Consider the following 18,881-nt stretch of genomic DNA (forward strand, 5'->3'; position numbering starts at 1 on the left):
CGCGTGGTGCCATCGCTGCATGGCCCCGCCGCCCTTACTGCCTACGACGCGCCTCTACGCCTGCCCCGCCTGCCGCGAGCACATCAAGTCGGACACCTCGAGCTGCCCTCACTGCGGCGCCGAGCTGCACCGCGAGGGTCGGCTGGCTCGCGCCGCCTCGGCGGTGATGGTGACCCTGGCGCTCTCGGGTTGCCCCGACAAGGGCGACGACACCATGGGTGGTAGCGACTCGAGCACCGGCAACACCACCTCGGGCACGGACACCGGCACCGGCACCGACACCACCACCGGCAGCACCACCGAAGGCAACTCCGGCACCATGACCGAGTCGCCGACCTCGGCCGAGCCCGAGTACGGCGTGCCCGCCACCGACACTCTCGGCACCACCACCAACACCACCTTCGAGCCCGACTACGGCGTCCCCGGCACCACCACCGAGAACACGACCGAGACCACCGAAGGCAGCACCACCGACGACACCGACACCGCCACCGTCGGCGAGCCCGAGTACGGCGTGCCGCAGACCAACACCTCCCTCGAGCCCGACTACGGCGTCCCCGGCACCACCGGCGCGTGACCGCCCCGAAGGACAGGTCCCAAAGGCCCTGTCCTTCGCCACATGCGCGCACGGACATGTTCTGAACATCCGTCGCACGCGCCTGCCCGATCGGACATGCTCCTCGCAGCATGCCCCCGAGGACATGGCCCTCGGGGCATGTCCCGAACCATCCTCACCCCGCCAGCACGGGCAGCCGCACCGTCGTGCGCGGCGGCGCCATGTCCCACGGCTCCTCGACGATCTCGTACTGGCCAAAATCGTAAGGATCGCCGGGAGCGGCCTGGCGCAGGACCACCCGCTCGCGCAGCCCCTTGCGCTTCATCTGCGCCGCCCGGTAGTAGCAGAACGGATTGTTGCCGCGCTTGCCGATCGCGCTGTGGGCGGTGAACGAGCAGCCCGCGCGGCACACCTCCGCGTAGTAGCAGGACTTGCAGAAGCCCCACAGCTCGTCCGTCCCGCGCTCGCGGGCGAACGCGATCTCCGGCGCGTCGTTCCAGATGTCCTCGATCGCCGCCGTCTTCACGTTGCCGCCGGTGTACGGGGCCGTCGGCAGCGACGGGCAGCCCTTGATCGTCCCGTCGGACTCGATCCCCATCACGAACTTGCCGGCCGAGCAGCCCTGCCAGTAGCTGTCGGGCGAGCCCGGGCGGGTGCGCAGCAGCTGCTCGTGCGGCCCGAAGTAACCGAGGTTGTTGCCGAGCCGCACGTGGAACGCCCGCTCCCACGCGATCCCCTGCGCCGCCGCGCGCTCCTGGCACCAGCGCTGGATGTCGGCCAGCGTGTCGATCACCTCCATCACCATGTACGGCTCGAGCAGCCAGTCCGGGCGGTCGGCCGCGCGGCCCATCGGCGCCGTCATCTGCGCTCGCCACACCGCCACCCCCGCGTCTGCCAGCAGCTCCGCCGTCTCGCGCAGCACATCCTTGTTGAGCCGGTTGATCTGCGAGTTCGAGGTCACCAGCATGCCCGCCGCGCGGGCGTTGCGGATCCCCTTCAGCGCCGCCGCGTGGCTCCCCGGGCTCGCGCGCAGCGTGTCGTGCGGCCCCTCCGGCCCGTCGACCGACACCCCGATCGCCGCCAGCCCTGCCTCGCGCAGCTTGCGGCAGCGGTCCTGCGTCAGCCCGCGGCCGCCGGTCTGCATCGTCACGCGGATCCCCGCCTGCGTCATGTGCTGGATCAGCCGATAACAATCGCCGCGCAGGTACGCCTCGCCGCCGATCAGCGTCACCTCGCGGCTGCCGAGGCGCACCAGCGCGTCGGCCACCTCGAGCAGCTCCTCGGTGTTCAGCTCGTCCGGTCGCGCGTCGCCGGCTCGCGACCCGCAGTGCGCACATTCGTGGTCGCAGCGCAGCGTCGTCTCCCACACCACATAGATCGGCCGCGGCCGCATCAGGTCGTCGGGACGCAGCGCGCGTGCAGGCGAGTTCATGCCGCGATGCTACCCCATCGCCTCGCCGCTCGCCTCGGGTCGCGGATCTCTGTGCGTCTCCAGGAGCGGCATCGCAAGCGCGAGCCCGGCCATGTCTGGCGCCGCCCATGCAGCGAAGTCGGGGGCGCAGCACCGCGACCTCGCGCAATCACACCTCCTCTCCCTCCACGTGGCGAGCACCGCCCTCGCTACCGCGAGCTCGCCCCCGCGACATCGACGTCGTGCCGGCGCTCACCCGCCCGAGTCGGCGTCCTCGGCGTCCGGCCCGGGCGGGGTCGCGTCGTCGAGATCATCCAGATACCCGTGGGGCAGCGCGACCTTCTGCGGCGGCCCGCTCTTGCCGCGCACGATCTGGGCTGCCGCCGGGAACGGCTCTGTCGGGTCGACTTCGCCCAGCAGCGCCCGCAGCTCCGCCAGTCGACTCGCCTGCATCAGCTTCGGCACCACCGGCGCCGCGCTGACGAACCCCAGCGTGTACCAGCGCGCGTGCTTGCGGAACGCCGCCATGGCTGGCTCTTCGGACATCCACGCGCACAGCCGCTCCGCGTGCTCCAGCATGATCGCCCACACCTCGCCCAGCGTCGGCGGCGCCGGCGGCGGCGCGCCGGCGAACGCGGCCGCCAGCTCCGCGAACAGCCACGGCCGACCCAGGCAACCGCGCCCCACCACCACCCCGTCGCAACCTGTCTCTCGGACCATGCGCAGCGCGTCGCTGGCCTCCCAGATATCGCCGTTGCCGAGCACCGGGATCGTGCGCACCGCCTGCTTGAGCGCCGCGATCGCCTCCCAGCGGGCCGAGCCCGAGTACAGCTGCGCGGCCGTCCGCGCGTGCAGGGCCACCGCTGCGCAGCCCTCCGCCTCGCCGATCGCCCCCGCCTGCAGGTACGTCAGCAGCGACTCGTCGATGCCCATGCGGAACTTCATCGTCACCGGCACCGGGCCCGCCGCCTTCACCGCCGCTCGCACGATCGCGCGCAGCAGGTTGGGCTTGACCGGGATCGCCGAGCCGCCGCCCTTGCGCGTCACCTTGCGCACCGGACATCCGAAGTTCAGGTCGATGTGATCGACCCTGCCTTCGCCGACCAGCACGCGCACGGCGCCGGCGATCGTCGCCGGGTCGACGCCGTAAAGCTGCAGGCTGCGCGGCGACTCGTCGGCGCCGAAGTCCGACAGCTGCAGGCTGCGCGCGTCGCCGCGCACCAGCGGCCCCGCCGTGATCATCTCGCTGACATACAGGCCCGCCCCGAAGCGCCGGCACAGCGCGCGGAACGGATAGTTGGTGATGCCCGCCATCGGCGCCAGCACCACCGGCGGCCACACGCGCAGCGGACCTAACTGCAGCGCCGACGCATCACCCGCCTCGCGCCTCGCCTCCGTCGTCGTCACGGCCGCGCTCATATCACAGCGCCCTCCTCTCCGCACCGCGCGACGCGCACGGGGCCCACGTAGGTGGCGTGCGGTGATACATCCACCGTTGACGGTCCGCGCCGGCCGCGGTCACGATACGCCCCATGAGAATTGAATTGATGGCCCGGGAAGCCGCGTTCGCGCTCCTGCTCGCGACCGCCTGTGGCGGCAGCAACAACACCACCGCCGGCGTCGACGGCACCGACACGCAGGCCAGCACCACCGACACCAGCGGCGCCACCGCCGGCGATCCGACCGGGGGCGTCAGCGACAGCGAGACCGGCACGCCGACGACCACCGCCGGCAGCAACTCTGCCAGCGACAGCGACGCCACGGCCACCACCGGCGAGACCGCGTCGACCGGCACCACCTCGACGACCAGCGAGACCGGGCCCGACACCACGACCTCGACCACGTCGCCCGCGACCACCGACACCACCACCACCGGCGAGACCGCGACCACCGACACCACCACCATGGGCGTCGAGGACACGGACACCAGCAGCACCACCGACGGCGGCTCGACTCTCGGCACCACCGAGCCCGACACCACCACCGGCGACCTCCCGTGCGGCACCGTGCTCAAGGCGACGATCCGCGACTTCGCCTTCTCGCACCCCGACTTCGAGAAGTACTCCGGCAACGGCGCCTACCTCGGCCTCGTCCAGCAGGACCTCGGCCCCGATCAGAAGCCCGTCTACGCCCACCCCGGCCCGACCCCGCAGACCAGCGGGCCGGCGGCGTTCGCCCAGTGGTACAACGACGTGCCCGGCGTCAATCACACGTTCCAGGTCGACCTCCCGCTCACCGAGGTCCAGCCCGGCATCTACCAGTTCGCCGACAACACCTTCTTCCCGGTCGACAACCTCGGGTTCGGCAACGAGGGCCAGCCCAACAACTTCGCCTTCACCACCGAGATCCACACGACCTTCTTCTACAACGGCGGCGAGGTCTTCACCTTCACCGGCGACGACGACGTGTGGGTGTTCATCAACGGCAAGCTGGCCCTCGACCTCGGCGGCCTCCACTCCCAGTTGCAGGCCTCGGTCAACCTCGACAACAGCGCGGCCGCCCTCGGCATCACCAAGGGCATGTCCTACTCGCTCGACGTGTTCCACGCCGAGCGCCACACCAACGAGTCGAATTTCCGCATCGACACCACGATCGCCTGCTTCGTGCCGATGTGACCGCAGCCTGGCCGAACGAGCATGTCCCCCAGGACATGCTCGCCAGGACAGCTTATTTCACCGGCCGTCCCCCGCGCGGGCGCTCGCGCTCGCGCTCACGGCTGGTACTGCGGCGCGAACGAGGCCGCGAAGTCGGCGATCGGGTGCTCCCAGATCGCCATCGTCAACGCCGGCCCGACCACCTTGAAAAAATAGGTCTCGCCCTGGTGCTCGACGATCGCCGCCATCATCCGGTAGTTGGGGTCGTCGTAGCGCTCGTTCTCGGCCCCCGCGACCGGGGCCGCGTAGGTCCCCGCCATGTCGGCCAGCGTCACCGCGAGCGGCCCGCGGACCATCTCCTGCACGCGCACCTGCTCATCTGCCAAGGGCGCCCCCGAGGCCGTGACGAACTGCGCCTGCCACTGGCGCACGTACGCCGTCGGCTCGACCCCCGCCGCGGCGAAGCGCGAGACCTCGAGGTGCGCGTCGCCGCCGGGCCCCGACAGCGTGAACCCCGGCCCCCCATTGGGCCCGGCGCCGGGGGCCGCCAGCCACTCCACGGGCACGCGGAAGAACAGCCGGTCGACCGCCTCGACGCGCGTGCGACCGCTGATCTCGATCTCCCGGGCGTCGATCGCCGGCCGCGGCGTCCGCGGGTTCATGCCCGGCGGCGGCGAGGTCGTCGGCGGCCGCGGATCTTTGTAGGACGACGCGCGGGTGTCGAGCGCCGCCACCACCGCGAACGGATCGGCCTGCCGCTCCGACAGCACCGGCGGCTCGCGCTGGCAGGCGACCAGCACGAACGCGACGAACCCGAGCGAGAGACCACGCGCCATCACGAGCTCGAGATAGCAAACACGGGGCCGGCGACAACCGAACTGGGCCGCGATGCCGGCGCGCAATCACTTCGCCTTGCCGCCCGCGCGACCCGTGCCACCAGGCCCGGTCGCGTGTTGTGGATCGGCACCTCGGGCTGGCAATACGACGATTGGCGCGGCCGCTTCTACCCCGAACGCTCGCCTGCGCGGCTATGGCTCTCGCACTACGCGGCTGCGTTCCGCACGGTCGAGCTCAACAGCAGTTTTTATCGCCTGCCCGCCGGCGACACCTTCGCCGCCTGGGCCCGCGACACGCCCGCCGACTTCGTGTTCGCCACCAAGGCCAGCCGCTACCTCTCGCACATGAAGCGGCTCCGCGACCCCGAGCAGCCGGTCGCGCGCTTGCTCGCTGCCGCCCGTCGCCTCGGCGCCAAGCTCGGCCCGGTGCTGGTCCAGCTGCCGGCGACGATGGCCTGCGACCCCGACCGCCTCGCCCACCTGCTCGCCGTGTGGCCCGACGACCACCGCCTCGCGCTCGAGCTGCGACACCCGTCGTGGTTCACCGCCGATACCTACGCCGCGCTGCGCCGCCATGACGTCGCGCTGTGCTTCACCGACGTCGACGGTCGCCCGCAGGGCCCGCTCGAGCGCACCGCCGACTGGGGCTACGTCCGCCTGCACCGCGGCACCGCCGCCCCGCGCCCCTGCTACGGCGACGGCGCGCTGTCCTCGTGGATCGTGCGGATCTCCCAGCTCTACGCCGACCGCCGCGACGTCTTCGTGTTTTTTAACAATGACCCACGCGCGTGCGCCGTCGCCAACGCGGCCCGCTTCGGCCGCCTCGCCGACACAGCCGGCCGCCACCGCACCCGCACCCCCGAAGCGCGCGACGTCACGCCCGGCTGAGCGCGACCGCGGACCCGGGCATGCGCGTTCTTTCTCGGCTCGACCTGTCCACCGGCCCGTGCGACGCGTACGATGGCCGCGTCGCCGCGCGCGTATCCTCTGCCCCCGAGGACATGTCCCATGAGCCAGATCATCATCGCCGACGCTGACGGCGCGATCGTCGAGTACGACCCCGGGTTCCTCGACCCGGGTCCGCGGTCGGCCCTGCTCGCCGAGCTGGCGCAGGTCCAGGACCGCTTCGACCGCGACCGCGTGCGCATGTACGGCAAGACCCTCGATTCGCCGCGGCTCGTGTGCGCCTTCGGCGACGACGGCCTGCACTACCGCTACGCCGGCGTCGACCGCACCACCCACCCGTGGCCGCCGCACCTCCGCGCCGCCCGCGACCGGATCGCCGACCTCTGCGGTCACCCCTTCAACTACGCCCTCGTCAACCTCTACCGCGACGGCGACGACTACATCGGCTGGCACGCCGACAAGGTCAGCGACCTCGCCCCCGGCTCGGCGATCGCCAGCCTCAGCCTCGGCGCGGCGCGGCCGTTCCAGCTGCGCCACAAGCAGCAGGACATCGAACACGAGGTCCTGCTCGCGTCCGGCAGCCTGCTGGTCATGCGCGGCACCACCCAGCAATTTTACAAGCACGCCCTGCCGCGCCGGCGCGGCGTGACCGAGTCCCGCTTCAACGTCACCTTCCGCCACGTGCGCGCGTCGTGAGCCGTAATGTCTCTCTGAACATGTCTCTCTGAACATGTCTCTCTGAACATGTCTCGATAGACGTGTTCGATAGGACACGTCACATACCCCGCGCCGCAAGGTCGGTGCCAGACCAAAGGCCGATCGACATGATCATCGGGACATGTCTCATGCGCCGCCTCGTGCGCCCCGCCGGTCTCGCGGACGGCCCTGCGAGGTACGTACGCCTCGCAGGGCCCGTCGCCGCGAGCTCGTGCCCGCGAGCGTGAGTGCGGGTGCCTCTGCTGAACGCGGCCGAGCTCGCCGCTTCCTCCGCATCGCCTGACGCTCGCGGACCCCACCGCTGCGCCGCCAAGGGCCAGCGAACCCCGCGCCCACGCGCTGCCCGGGCCGCATCGACGCGCCCAGCCTTCCGCTTCCGAATCACGCCAGACAGCACCTCCGCGTGCTTGAGCTCGCCGACCTCGTCCTGCGCGAGTGCGACGCGCCGCGACGGCCGGGCCAGATCTGGCGCGAGCCTCTGCCCGCTTCCTGGCGAATTACCGGCAGTTGTGGAATCGCCCGGGCGCTCGGCTGGACGAATGGCCCGAGCGCCGGCAGAAAGCCTAGCACCATGACCCGACCGGATGATTCTCAGGACCGAGAGATCGAGATCGTGCGCGTGTTCGACGCCCCGCGTGAGCTGGTGTTCGAGAACTGGACCCGCGCCGAGAACCTGCGCGAATGGTTCGCGCCTCCGGGCTACACCACCACCGACAGCGAGGTCGACGCGACCCCCGGCGGCGCCTGGCGCGTCGACTACCGCTCCGACCGTGGCGCGCGGTACAGCGAGCACGGCCGTTTCATCGAGGTCTCGCGGCCCGATCGGCTGTCGTTCACGTTGACACAGGTCAGCGAGCAGAGCGCGGGTCCCGAGACCACCGTGACCCTCGGGCTCACCGAGCTCGGCGGGACCACGCAGATGCGCTTTCACCAGACCGGCTTCGAATCGGCGGAGCGGCGCGACGGCAACGCCGAGGGCTGGTCCGGCTGCTTCACCAAGCTCGCGCGTCACCTGGTCGGCCACCTCGGCACCGCGGCCGAGCTGCGCGCGCTGTTCGAGGCGTGGTGGCGCGCCACCGCGGCCCGCGACCTCGAAGCCTCGATGACCCCGATCGCCCGCGGCGTCGTCTCCTACGAGCACGCGGCCCCGCTGCAGGTCGTCGGCGCCGACGCGGTGCGCGAGGTGTGCCGGCGCGGCTTCGAGGCGACTGAGGGCGACCTGCGCTGGGACGTGCCGGACCTGCAGATCCACGTGTCCGGCGACCTCGCCGTCACTTGGGGCCTCGATCGCGTGCAGACCCAGCAGCCGGGCCAACCGCCGGTCGAGAGCTGGTCGCGCGGCACCCGGGTGTTCAAACGAGTGGGCGGCGCGTGGCAGCTCGTCCATCAACACGTCTCGCTCCCCTACGATCCCGCGACCGCCCAGGCCAGGCTCGACCTGCGCCCCGACGATGGCTGACGACGCGTCACGCGGCGGATCACCGCAAGAAATCGCTCTCGGTAATTGCCGGACCGCCCGCGCGCGAGCACCCGACCTTGGTCGGATGTTCGCCGTCGACGAACTCGGACATATCGACCGAGCATGAGCCAGACTTCGATCCCCGGTTATACCTACGGCACCCCGCAGGTCGCGCCTTCCCCCGTCACCGACGCCGAGTTCGCGCTGCTCAAGCAGACCGTGCTGCTCGGCGAGGACGACCTCCGCTCCCTGCGCATGGCCGGTGACGTGCTCGGCGAGCAGATCGAAGCGATCCTCGACGTCTGGTACGGCTTCGTCGGCGCCCACCCGCACCTCGTCCACTACTTCAGCGGCGCCGACGGCCGGCCCGACCCGCAGTACCTCGGCCGCGTGCGCCTGCGCTTCGGCCAGTGGATCCGGGACACCTGCGCCGCCCAGTACGACCGCGCCTGGCTCGATTACCAGCACGAGATCGGCCTGCGCCACACCGCCGCCAAGAAGAACCGCACCGACGCGGTGAACTCGGCCGCGCCGCAGATCCACCTCCGCTACCTCATCGCCTTCATCGTCCCGATCACCGCCACCATCAAGCCTTTCCTGGCCAACAAGGGCCACAGCGCCGCCGACGTCGAGGCGATGCACGCCGCGTGGTTCAAGGCCGTGACGCTGCAAGTCACGCTGTGGAGCGAGCCCTACGTCGCCGCCTCGGTGTTCTGATCCGCTCGCGCATCGGCGATGCGACACGTAGGATTAGGCCGCGCCGCCTGCTCCCCGACTTTCGGGCGAGTGCGACGAACGGTGCATTCGCCCACAGGCCAGGACCATAACGACAGCAGGCGTGTCTGGGTCGATTCGCGACACGAATACGCGGAGCCATTCAGCGCATGGGGGCGAGCCGCTCACTCGCTCTTCGGCGCCAGCCGGAGGATCTTCGCGTTCTCCTTGTCCGTCAGCACATAGACCAGCCCGTCGGGCCCTTGCGCCACATCGCGGATGCGCTGGCCCAGGTCGCCCAGCAGGCGCTCTTCGCCGACCACGCGGCCGTCCTCGAGCTCGAGGCGGCTCAGGTGCTCCTCGACCAGCGCCCCCACGAACAGGTCGCCTTGCCAGGCCGGGAACGCCGCGCCTGTGTAGAACATCGCCCCGCTCGGCGCGATCGACGGCACCCAGTAGTACTTCGGCTCCACGAATTCGGGCGCGCTCGACTCGCCGTTGCCGACCGGCGAGCCGTCGTAATCGACCCCGTAGCTGACGCGCGGCCACCCGTAGTTCTTGCCCGCCTCGGGCAGGTTGACCTCGTCGCCGCCTTTCGGTCCGTGCTCCACCGTCCACAGCGCGCGGGTCTCCGGGTGGATCGCCGCCGACTGGATGTTGCGGTGGCCGATCGACCAGATCTCCGGCAGCGCGCCCGGCTCGTCGACGAACGGGTTGTCGTCCGGGACCGAGCCGTCGCCGCGGATCCGGACCACCTTCCCGAGGTGATTGTCGAGCGTCTGGGCCTGCTCGCGGGTCTCGTCGGTGAAGCGCTCGCCGAGGCCGACGAACAGCGCCCCGTCGTCCGCCACCGCGATCCGCGAGCCGAAGTGCTTGCCGTTGGCGAACGTCGGCAGCTGGCGGAAGATCACCGACACATCCTCGAGCCGCGGCGTCCCCTCGAGCACGAGCGTCGCCGCGGCCACGCTGGTGCCCGACCCGCCCTCGCGCGGCTCCGCGAAGCTCAGGTAGATCCGGCTCGAATTCGCGAAGTCGTGGGCCAGCGCCACGTCGAGCAGCCCGCCCTGGTCCTGGGCGTACACCTCCGGCACGTTCGCCAGCGGCTCCGACAGCGCCCCGTCGAGCCCGACGATCCGCAATCGACCTGGCCTTTCGGTCAGCAGGATGCGCCCGTCCGGCAGGAACTCGAGCGCCCACGGACGGTCGAGGCCGACCGCGAATTCCTCGACGCGGAACTCCGCGGTCTCGGCCGGCGTCGGCGCGTCGGTGAGGTCGCTTTGCGTGGCGTTGCAGGCGACGAGCAGCGTGAGGACGGCGAGCGAGCGGCGCGTGAGAGACATCGGCAAAGCGAGCATTGGAGATGCCGCCCGACCGGCAAGCGCGAGCCCCTCGTACGGGGGCAGGCCCGGTTCCTCGCGCTCGCCGCGGGGCTCGCGTGCGGCCGCGGTGCACGCGCTGCGGTCGCCCGGGCCCCGCGCGCACGCGAGAGCCGGACTCTCGCAGCCGAGATCCCCCGTCCCGGCCTGAGCCCCTGCTCGACGGCGACGTCTCGGCCCCCGCGCCCGCGTCTGCCCCCGAACACCCCCCAGCGCCGCGCGAACGGCCCCTTTGACGCTCCCCGGTCTGCGTCGGACGAGCGCCTGCGGGCGCACGCACGACCTGTCCTTCGGGACATCCTCCCCCGTGCGCGCGGTCGGCTTCGCGCTCGCGCTCGACTTCAAGCGCGCGCCTCACGTTGACCTCGCTCGCGCTCCGCCCTACCGTCGATCGTCGTGACGCGCGCATTTCGGCCCTTGAACTTGGTTCTGTGCGTCTTCGGGGCGACCGCCTGTGCCAGCGGCGAGGACCCCCAGAGCACCGGCTTCACCAGCGCCCAGGTGTCGGGTTCGATGTCGATGGCCTCGTCGATGCCTGCGACTGACGGCATGGGCTCGACCTCCAGCCCGTCCAGCGGCAGCGAGGTCACCGGCGAACCCGTCACTACCACCGACGCCACCACCGACGCCGACACCGACGAGCCCGTCACCGGCACCACCGGCACCACCGAGGCCACGGCCAGCGCCGGCACCGGCGGCTGTCCCGACGGCAGCCTGTTCTGCCCCTGCAACGACGACGCCACCTGCGACCCCGGCCTCGCCTGCGAGGACGACCTGTGCGTCCCGGAGTCCGAGGCCGTGTGCGGCGACGGCATGCTGGCCGGCATGGAGGAGTGCGACAACGGGGCGGAGAACGCCGACACCGCCACTTGCAAGGCGAACTGCACCCTGCAGAAGTGCGGCGACGGCTCGCTCGGCCCCGGCGAGGCGTGCGACGACGGCAACGCCGTCGACAACGACGCCTGCTCCAACGCCTGCATCGCCGCCACCTGCGGCGACCTCGTGGTCCAGGTCGGCGAGGCCTGCGACGACGGCAACGCCGACAACACCGACGCCTGCATCAATTGCCAGGCGGCCGTCTGCGGCGACACCTTCATCCACGCCGGCGTCGAGCAGTGCGACGACGGCAACGCCAACGGCGGCGACGGCTGCAGCGCCTCGTGCCAGGTCGAGGCGCCCCAGTGCGGCGGCAACTTCACCACCGGCTGGTGCCCGCAGAACGGCACCAACCAGCAGTTCACCCGCTGCGAGAGCGTGTCGAACGGCAACAAGACCTGCAACAACCCGTTCATCAAGTACGGCACCGTCGAGAACGGCGTGCCCGCGCAGCACGGCGGCAACGACTTCAACGCCTGGTGCGTCCAGCTCGGCTTCTCCGGCTGGAGCGGCCAGGTCGGCTACGGCAGCCGCCCGTGCGACCCGCCGCAAGGCCGGCTGTTCGGCTGCACCGGCTACGACGAGGTCGCGTGGCACTGGTGCGACTGGCAGGACGGCAACTGGCTCAACGGGGCGCTGAACTACCACCAGTGCAACGACGGCACCCAGATCTCCTCGATCACCTGCCAGTGATTCGAAATATCCGCGAGGACATGTCTTTATAGACATATCCTCTCGAACATCCAGACGATAGCGGGGCTCTACCTCGCCGACATCGCCCCGCTGCGCTCGCTCGCGTGGTTGGTCGGCCACGGCGTCAGTTGTATCCGTACGATGAACCGCGTCGTGACGGGACGGCCGCGCTCGGACTACACCGGCGGGGCGTGGTCGGCGAGCGTGACGGCGCGGGAGATGTTGGCGGCGAGACGCTGCTGAGTGTCCTCGTGGTCGGGGTCTGCTTCCAGAAGGCGGGAGCCAGCTCAACCCCAAGCGCGACGCCACGACCCACGGCTCGGTGACCAGGGGCTTCGCTACCTTGAGGCATCCGCCGCCCTCTTGACATTCATTCTGCCCGTGGGCGACCCTCTGTGCGGGCCCGAGACCAAAGAGAGAACATGCCACTTTTCTGCAAGACTCTGATCGTTTCCCTGCTGCTCGCATCCAGCTCGCTGTTCCTGATGCCGGCGTACGGCGCACCCGCCCAGACCCTCGACTCGGCGCTGTCGGTGCACGAAACCGGCCCGCACGGCCCCGCCCCCCGCGCTTTCGGCGAGGAACGCGTCTCGCCCGCAGTGCTGGACGTCGGGGCGGGCTTGGACCTGGCTGTTGCCGCGGGCGCAACGCCGGCTTGTGGAAAAAATGAGGAGTACAAAGAATGTGGTTCAGCGTGCCCCCCCACGTGTAAAGCTCTAAATCCGGGGCCATGCACTCAGCAATGCGTGAGCGCCTGCTTCTGCAAGTCGGGGTTTGTCCGGAACCAGTCGGGCAAATGTGTACAACCCCAAAAATGCCCCAAATAGGCGCAGTAGGTGCAGACAGAGCACACGACACCGGAGGAGTCCCGCTGGCGCGCGGTTCGGGAGCACCTTCATGCCAACGCGGGACCTTCCACGTAGCGCGCGCCACCAAGGTCTCAAAGCCAGCGAGTGCGCTCACCGGGGCACCCGGCGACCCGCTCCCCGGGTCGGTCCGCTAACCACACCGTACGTAGCCCACCCACGCATTCCAGACCGAATCTCAAGAGGAGAGAACAATGGAGTCACGAATCGACGCACAAGCACTCATCGATACCATCATCGCGAAGGCTCAAAAACTCCTTGACGCCCTGGAGCGTCTATCCACGACAGCGGTCGGCGGCGCAGTGCCAGATGTACTCCGACACCTGGAGTCTCACATTTCGGAACTCCTATCTCTCATGAAAGAGGTCACCAGCCTCCAAGGCGCCAGTAAACTCCTGGATGAATTAAGAAAAATCGTCCATTGTTTTCAAAACGTGGTTACCCTCGGACTAGCAAACCTCGGCGACCCGCAAGAACTCAGGCAATCGATAGAAGATACGATCAAAGATATATTAACCACCAACAAGGATCTCCAAGAGGATCTGGAGAACTTATTAAAACATCTAAACACAAAACAGCAAGCTTAGACCGGAGCGTCCCGGGCTCGAGATGCGGCACGGGTGCCGGCGAATTCGCTCACCGAGGCCCATCGCACCGCTCGTCCAGGCCGTCGCGCGCGAACAGCGAGCCCAGCCTCCAAGAGGCCTGGTAGCGCCTCGAGGCCGAACTGATCACGACGCGGTTCGTCGCGCGCTCACGTCAGTTTGGCGCTGCTGCGCGGCCCGGCCTGGCTGTGAGCCTCGGCCTCGCCGACCCTCATGCCCCCGCGAGCGCGACCACGAGGACGCACTCGCCCACCAGGGCGCGTGACGACCTGCTCACCTCGCCGTGACGCGGCGCCGCTGCGCTGTGACCGACATGTCACCGCATTCTTCACGCGAGATCCTTATGATGCTCGCCGCGCCGGCCTGTCCGGCCCGGTGGTCGATTCTCTCATGCATCATCCTCGCTGCATTCACTCTGTCCTCTCGTTCGTCGCCAGCGGCGCGCTCGCGTTCATGCTCACCGGCTGCGAGGACGGCGACGACGACGCCGTGCTCGCCCGCGCCGGCGGCCCGGTGAGCGTCAGCTTTCAGGACGGCCAGGCCCCGACCAGCAGCTACGCCGGCACCCGCGACACGATGCTCGACGGCGACTCGCCGAGCGCCACGCACGGCACCGACACCGCGCTTTCGGTCGAGGCCGACACCGAGCTCGTCGCCCTGCTGTCGTGGGATCTGAGCGCCGCGATCCCGACCACCGCCGTCGTCGAGTCCGTCACCATCACGCTCGAGATCTCCGACAAGAGCCCGGAGGTCTTCTCGCTGTACGAGGCCAGGCGCGCGTGGAACGAGGCGAACGCGACCTGGAAGGTGTGGAACACCGGCAGCAACTGGCAGACTGCGGGCGGCCACGGCGCCGCTGACCGCGGGAGCGTCGCTCTCGGCTCGTTCTCGGCGGCCGACACCGGCGCCGTCACTTTCTCGCTCAACGCCGCCGGCGTCGCGCTGGTCCAGCAATGGGTCGAGAGCCCCGCCAGCAACCGCGGCTTCTTCCTCGACGGCGCGGGTACCAGCAATCGCCTCGAGTTCCGAGCCAGCGAGTACGGCACCAGGGCCAAGCGCCCCAGGCTGACCGTGACCTGGCACGAGGCCGACGCCGGCGACACCGACGGCGCGCTCGACCCGACGCCCGGCAATTACAAGCAGAGCTGCGACGGCTCGTTCGCCGTCGCCCTCGACGGCACCTACTTCCTCGACGGCAACGACGAGAATCAGGGCCTGCGCGTCTACCGGCGCGGCGCCGACGCCAACGCCGCCAGGACGATCGACGTCTCGGCGAGCATCGGGCTGTCGAGCTCCGACGAGGCCGACCTCGAGGACGCGGCGCGGATCGGCGACCGGATCTACGTCGTCAGCTCGCACGGGCGCAACAAGAGCGGCAAGCTCGAGCGCATGCGCTATCGGTTCTTCGCCTTCGACGTCGCCGGCGCCGCGCCGAACGTGTCGCTCTCGACCGTCGGCTACACCTCGAAGCTGCTCGACGACATGGTCAAGGCCGCCAACTGGCTGACGCCGAACGCCAGCGTGATCGCCACGCTGGCCGCCGCGACCAACCTGAGCAAGACCACCGACGCCGACCTCGCGCCCAAGCTCGGCGGCGCCAACATCGAGGGCCTCGCCTGGCTGCCGACGCCGCAGCGCCCCAAGCAGCTGGTGATCGGCTTCCGCAACCCGCTGCAGGGCACCGACGCGATCCTCGTCACCCTGCTCGACGCCGACGCCGCGCTGAGCGGCGCCGTCGCCCAGTTCGGCGAGGCGGTCCTGCTCGACCTCGGCGGCCTGCGCGTGCGCGGGATGACATGGTCTCCGGCGCACGCGGCGATGCTGATCCTCGCGGGGCCGAAGGACGGCACCGCCGGGCCGTACCGCCTCTACAAGTGGAGCGGCGTCGCCACCCAGGCGCCGGTGCTGGTCCACGACATCACCTCGTTCCCGACCAACTCGGGGCCCGAGAGCGTCGTCGTCTATCCCGGCTCCCACGACGTGCAGATCGTGTTCGACCAGGGCGAGCACCCGATCGACGGCAAGATCTGCAAGGACAATCCGCTCTCGAGCCAATTCTTCAGCGACGCCATCGTCCACGTCCCGTAGCTCGCGGCCGTCCCCGCCCTCGCCCGAGCTCTCGCGGCCCATGTACGCGCTCGCCCCCACGACGTGAGCGGGTCTGCAGACTGGGGCATCGCTCCTACGACATGTCCCTCGAGACAGGTCCAGACCCGCAGCCCGAGAGGCGTCTTGCGTGTCATGATTGCGGCTCTGACAGCGCGAAGCGCACGTCCGAGCCGGAGCGTCCACCGAGTAACGACCCTGCGAGTTTCGATCACCGGTTTCGCGTCGGCGCCCCGTGAGGTCCTCGCGACGGCCGGCGAATCTCCGCCCAGGCGGGCCGCCAGGCCCCCCTGCAGCCCCTTTCAGCGCGGACGCGTGCGGCGAACCTCTTGCGCCCGCGGAGCAGCCGGCGTAAGGACGATGGTGCCCCTGTGATGGCCGATTTCCGGCCGCCCGGAGCTGCGACGTGTTTCGCTCGCGGCTCTGCGCGTGAGGACGTATCGCTCCTCGCGCGCCGGCATCCCCTCGCTGCATTCGAAGGTTCTGTCATGACGATCCGCCCGCTCCGCATCCTGACCAGCCTCGCCCTCCTCGTGCCCGCCTGTTACGGCGACGACCAGCCCGCCGACAGCGACGCTGATGTCGGCGCCGACTCCACCGCCGGGGACGAGGCCGCCGGCGACGAAGAGGTCCCCGAGATCGATCCGGGCACCCAGGTCGGCGGGCTCGACGACGAGTTCCGCGACGCTGCCGACGAGTTCGGCGTGCCGATGCCGATCCTCCAGGCCGTCAGCTACGCCGAGACGCAGTGGCAGATGATCGTCGGCGAGGCCGAGTTCGAGGGCCAGGAGCCCGCGTTCGGCGTCATGGCCCTGCGTGGCGAGCACCTCGGCCTCGGCGCCGGGCTCATCGACGCCAGCCTCGACGAGGTCAAGACCGACCGCCGCAGCAACATCCGTGCCGCCGCCGCGGTCCTGCGCAGCTACGCCGACGACCTCGAGATCGACCGCGACGACCTCGGCGCGTGGGCCCCGGCGATCGCTTCGATGAGCGACATCGCCGTCGAGGACGCGCTCATCAATTACATCCACCACGACGTCTACGGCGCGATCCAGGGCGGCATCACCGTGCTCGACCTCGCCGGCGCGCCCGCGGCCCAGCTGAGCCCCGAGGCCAGCGTCACCCCCGATTTCGCCAGCCCGAGCGACCCGACGCTCGCGGCCGGCCCCGACTACAGCGGCTCGATCTGGCGCCCCTCGCCCAACTACAGCGCTCGCCCCTCGGGCACCGTCGGCAAGGTGAAGATGGTCATCATCCACACCTGCGAGGGCAACTACTCCGGCTGTTGGGGCTGGCTGGCCAACTCGCAGTCGGGCGTCAGCGCCCACTACGTGGTCAAGGAGGACGGCTCGGAGATCTCCCAGCTCGTCCGGGAGTCGAACAAGGCCTGGCACATCGGCGCGACTTACGACTGCGACCTCAACGGCAAGCAGGAGTGCGCGCTCGAGGGCTACAACTGCAACAACTTCACGGTCGGCATCGAGCACGCCGGCTTCGCCAGCCAGAAGACCTGGAACGCGAACCTGATCAACCAGTCGGCCAAGCTGACGTGCGACATCAGCAAGGCCCACGGCGTCATCCGCGACAAGTACCACATCGTCGCGCACGGCAAGCTGCAGCCGGCGACCCGCACCGACCCGGGCGCGAACTGGCCGTGGACTTCCTACATCAGCAAGGTCAACGAGTACTGCGGCGCCCAGCCGCCGGCGCCGAACCCCAACCCGGTCCCGTCGGGTGAGATCGTCGTCGACAGCAACGCCTCGAACAACGACCCGGCCAAGGCCAAGATCACCGTGTCGGCCAACTGGACCTCCACGGCCAGCACCCCCGGCTACTACGGCAGCGGCTACTGGTTCGCCAACACCGCGCCGATCTCCGACGGCGCCGAGTTCTCGTTCTACCTCGCCGCCGACGCCACCAAGACGATCGACGCCTGGTGGACCTCCGGCACCAACCGCTCGACCGCGGCCCCGTTCGTGGTGTTCGACAGCGCCGGCACCAAGGTCGGCACCGTCAACGCCAACCAGCAGGTCAACGGCAAGAAGTGGAACCAGCTCGGCGCGTTCAAGTTCAAGAAGGGCTGGAACAAGGTCGTCGTGTCCCGCTGGGCCGCCGAGGGCTTCGTCGTGATCGCCGACGCCATCCGCGTCCGCTGAGATCCTCGAGCCATGTCTCGAAGGCCAGGTGCCCACGCGGGCGCCTGGCCTTTCGTACATGTCGCTCAGGTCATCTTCACGGGTCGCCCGAGCCGGGCCCGCAGCGCCGGCTCCTGCATGACCACGTGGCTCGCGCCCATGGTTGCGAACACTCGCTCCCCGGCGCGCACGCGGTCCGACAGCAGCTCGACCACCCAGGCGTCGCGGGCCTCGCTGGTGTGCCGGCTCGCCGCGTTGGTGAACGCCGGCGTCCGCTCGAACACGGGGTCGAACCATTCGCTCGGCACCTCGTTCCAGCTGCGAAGCGGCGGCAACAGCCGCTCGCCCGCCGCGGCCAGCGCCGCCGGGTCCGCCGGGTCCGTGATGCCGGTGGTTTCATGAAAGTGCTGAAGCACCTCGGCGAGCCGCGCCTCGTCCATCGCCGCGCCGGCGCGCGCGCGGTGCTGCGGCACCTGGCGCAGCGCGAAGAACACCAGGATCTGCTCGTCGGTGAAACCGGCCCGCCGCAGCGCCTGCACCTGCGCGGGCATCGACGGCTCGATGCTCGCGGCCGGCACCCCGTCACGCGCCGCCAGGAATCGCACGACTCCGGACTCGCCGAATCCCCCCGCCGCTGCCGTCATCGAGGCCAGCACCGGCGGGTCGCCGCCCTCGTTGAACGCCCGCGTCGGCCCGAACTCGGCCCACAGGTGCCCGATCTGCGCGACCTGCCGATCGTCCTGGCTATAAATGTGCGCCGCGCCGAAGAACAGCAATCCGCCCCGGCCCCGGGTGAATCGCAGCACGTAGGGCGCCTCGTGCTCGACCTCCGCGTACTGCGAGTGCGAGAGGATCTGCCCGCGCCGGCAAGCGGCGAGGCCGGCGAGGAGCAGCAGGGCGCGACGGGAGAGCATGCGCGATCCTAGCAATCGCCGTGCCGAGGAATTGCCAGGACCTCCGACGCGCGGCGCTCGTCGTCCCTGACGAAATGCCCGCGGCCGCCCGCGGGCCATGCCCTCTCGACAATCGCC

16 protein-coding genes are annotated in these 18,881 nt (G+C 70.1%); 10 read left to right on the forward strand and 6 right to left on the reverse strand.

Annotation, left to right across the window (positions count from 1 at the left end):
• Positions 1-19 precede the first annotated feature (19 nt).
• The gene (locus tag POL25_RS11120; RefSeq protein WP_272085934.1) at positions 20-577 is read left to right on the forward strand and encodes a paraquat-inducible protein A; all 558 of its coding nucleotides are present in this window, start codon (positions 20-22) and stop codon (positions 575-577) included.
• Positions 578-731: 154 nt separating this feature from the next.
• Here the strand turns inward: POL25_RS11120 and POL25_RS11125 are convergent, their stop codons facing one another.
• A complete protein-coding gene (locus POL25_RS11125) occupies positions 732-1,988 on the reverse strand; it encodes a radical SAM/SPASM domain-containing protein (RefSeq protein WP_272085935.1) in 1,257 nt (418 codons plus the stop codon).
• A gap of 231 nt (positions 1,989-2,219) precedes the next feature.
• Positions 2,220-3,386, reverse strand: coding sequence for a tRNA dihydrouridine synthase DusB (gene dusB, locus POL25_RS11130; protein WP_276593735.1), 1,167 nt, complete (start codon positions 3,384-3,386; stop codon positions 2,220-2,222).
• A 128-nt stretch (positions 3,387-3,514) separates the two neighbouring features.
• Between dusB and POL25_RS11135 the strand changes: the two genes are divergently transcribed.
• Entirely contained in the window at positions 3,515-4,582 is a 1,068-nt protein-coding gene (locus tag POL25_RS11135; protein ID WP_272085937.1) for a fibro-slime domain-containing protein, read from the forward strand.
• A 95-nt stretch (positions 4,583-4,677) separates the two neighbouring features.
• Here POL25_RS11135 and POL25_RS11140 read toward each other — a convergent pair whose 3' ends face one another.
• The gene (locus POL25_RS11140) at positions 4,678-5,397 is read right to left on the reverse strand and encodes a hypothetical protein (protein WP_272085938.1); all 720 of its coding nucleotides are present in this window, start codon (positions 5,395-5,397) and stop codon (positions 4,678-4,680) included.
• 114 nt (positions 5,398-5,511) lie between these two features.
• Here POL25_RS11140 and POL25_RS11145 point away from each other — a divergent pair, with 114 nt between their 5' ends.
• From POL25_RS11145 to POL25_RS11160, 4 genes are all read left to right on the forward strand, one after another.
• Positions 5,512-6,285: a DUF72 domain-containing protein gene (locus POL25_RS11145; protein ID WP_272085939.1), complete on the forward strand. Its 774-nt coding sequence runs from the start codon at positions 5,512-5,514 to the stop codon at positions 6,283-6,285.
• Positions 6,286-6,405: 120 nt separating this feature from the next.
• Positions 6,406-6,999 carry an alpha-ketoglutarate-dependent dioxygenase AlkB family protein gene (locus POL25_RS11150; RefSeq protein ID WP_272085940.1) on the forward strand — a complete coding sequence of 198 codons (594 nt, stop codon included), beginning with the start codon at positions 6,406-6,408 and terminating at the stop codon, positions 6,997-6,999.
• Between the two features lie 592 nt (positions 7,000-7,591).
• Positions 7,592-8,479, forward strand: coding sequence for an SRPBCC domain-containing protein (locus POL25_RS11155; protein WP_272085941.1), 888 nt, complete (start codon positions 7,592-7,594; stop codon positions 8,477-8,479).
• 123 nt (positions 8,480-8,602) lie between these two features.
• The gene (locus tag POL25_RS11160) at positions 8,603-9,196 is read left to right on the forward strand and encodes a protoglobin domain-containing protein (RefSeq protein WP_272085942.1); all 594 of its coding nucleotides are present in this window, start codon (positions 8,603-8,605) and stop codon (positions 9,194-9,196) included.
• A gap of 182 nt (positions 9,197-9,378) precedes the next feature.
• Here the strand turns inward: POL25_RS11160 and POL25_RS11165 are convergent, their stop codons facing one another.
• A complete protein-coding gene (locus POL25_RS11165) occupies positions 9,379-10,533 on the reverse strand; it encodes a PQQ-dependent sugar dehydrogenase (RefSeq protein ID WP_272085943.1) in 1,155 nt (384 codons plus the stop codon).
• Positions 10,534-10,910: 377 nt separating this feature from the next.
• A complete protein-coding gene (locus tag POL25_RS11170) occupies positions 10,911-11,120 on the reverse strand; it encodes a hypothetical protein (protein WP_272085944.1) in 210 nt (69 codons plus the stop codon).
• On the opposite strand from POL25_RS11170, the gene POL25_RS11175 reads away from it, so the two are divergent.
• The 4 genes from POL25_RS11175 to POL25_RS11190 all read left to right on the forward strand — a co-directional run bounded on the left by POL25_RS11175 (position 11,119) and on the right by POL25_RS11190 (position 17,871).
• Positions 11,119-12,138, forward strand: coding sequence for a DUF4215 domain-containing protein (locus POL25_RS11175; RefSeq protein WP_272085945.1), 1,020 nt, complete (start codon positions 11,119-11,121; stop codon positions 12,136-12,138). The genes POL25_RS11170 and POL25_RS11175 overlap by 2 nt on opposite strands.
• 1,060 nt (positions 12,139-13,198) lie before the next feature.
• Positions 13,199-13,591 (forward strand): hypothetical protein, encoded by a 393-nt coding sequence (locus POL25_RS11180; protein WP_272085946.1) that lies wholly within the window; start codon positions 13,199-13,201, stop codon positions 13,589-13,591.
• Between the two features lie 408 nt (positions 13,592-13,999).
• Positions 14,000-15,697 carry a DUF3616 domain-containing protein gene (locus POL25_RS11185; RefSeq protein WP_272085947.1) on the forward strand — a complete coding sequence of 566 codons (1,698 nt, stop codon included), beginning with the start codon at positions 14,000-14,002 and terminating at the stop codon, positions 15,695-15,697.
• 506 nt (positions 15,698-16,203) lie between these two features.
• The gene (locus POL25_RS11190; RefSeq protein ID WP_272085948.1) at positions 16,204-17,871 is read left to right on the forward strand and encodes a golvesin C-terminal-like domain-containing protein; all 1,668 of its coding nucleotides are present in this window, start codon (positions 16,204-16,206) and stop codon (positions 17,869-17,871) included.
• A 65-nt stretch (positions 17,872-17,936) separates the two neighbouring features.
• Here the strand turns inward: POL25_RS11190 and POL25_RS11195 are convergent, their stop codons facing one another.
• On the reverse strand, positions 17,937-18,764 hold the full coding sequence (locus POL25_RS11195) for a hypothetical protein (RefSeq protein WP_272085949.1): 828 nt from the start codon (positions 18,762-18,764) through the stop codon (positions 17,937-17,939).
• Positions 18,765-18,881: the final 117 nt, after the last annotated feature.

The organism is Nannocystis bainbridge (genome assembly GCF_028368995.1).
GTDB lineage: Bacteria > Myxococcota_A > Polyangia > Nannocystales > Nannocystaceae > Nannocystis > Nannocystis bainbridge.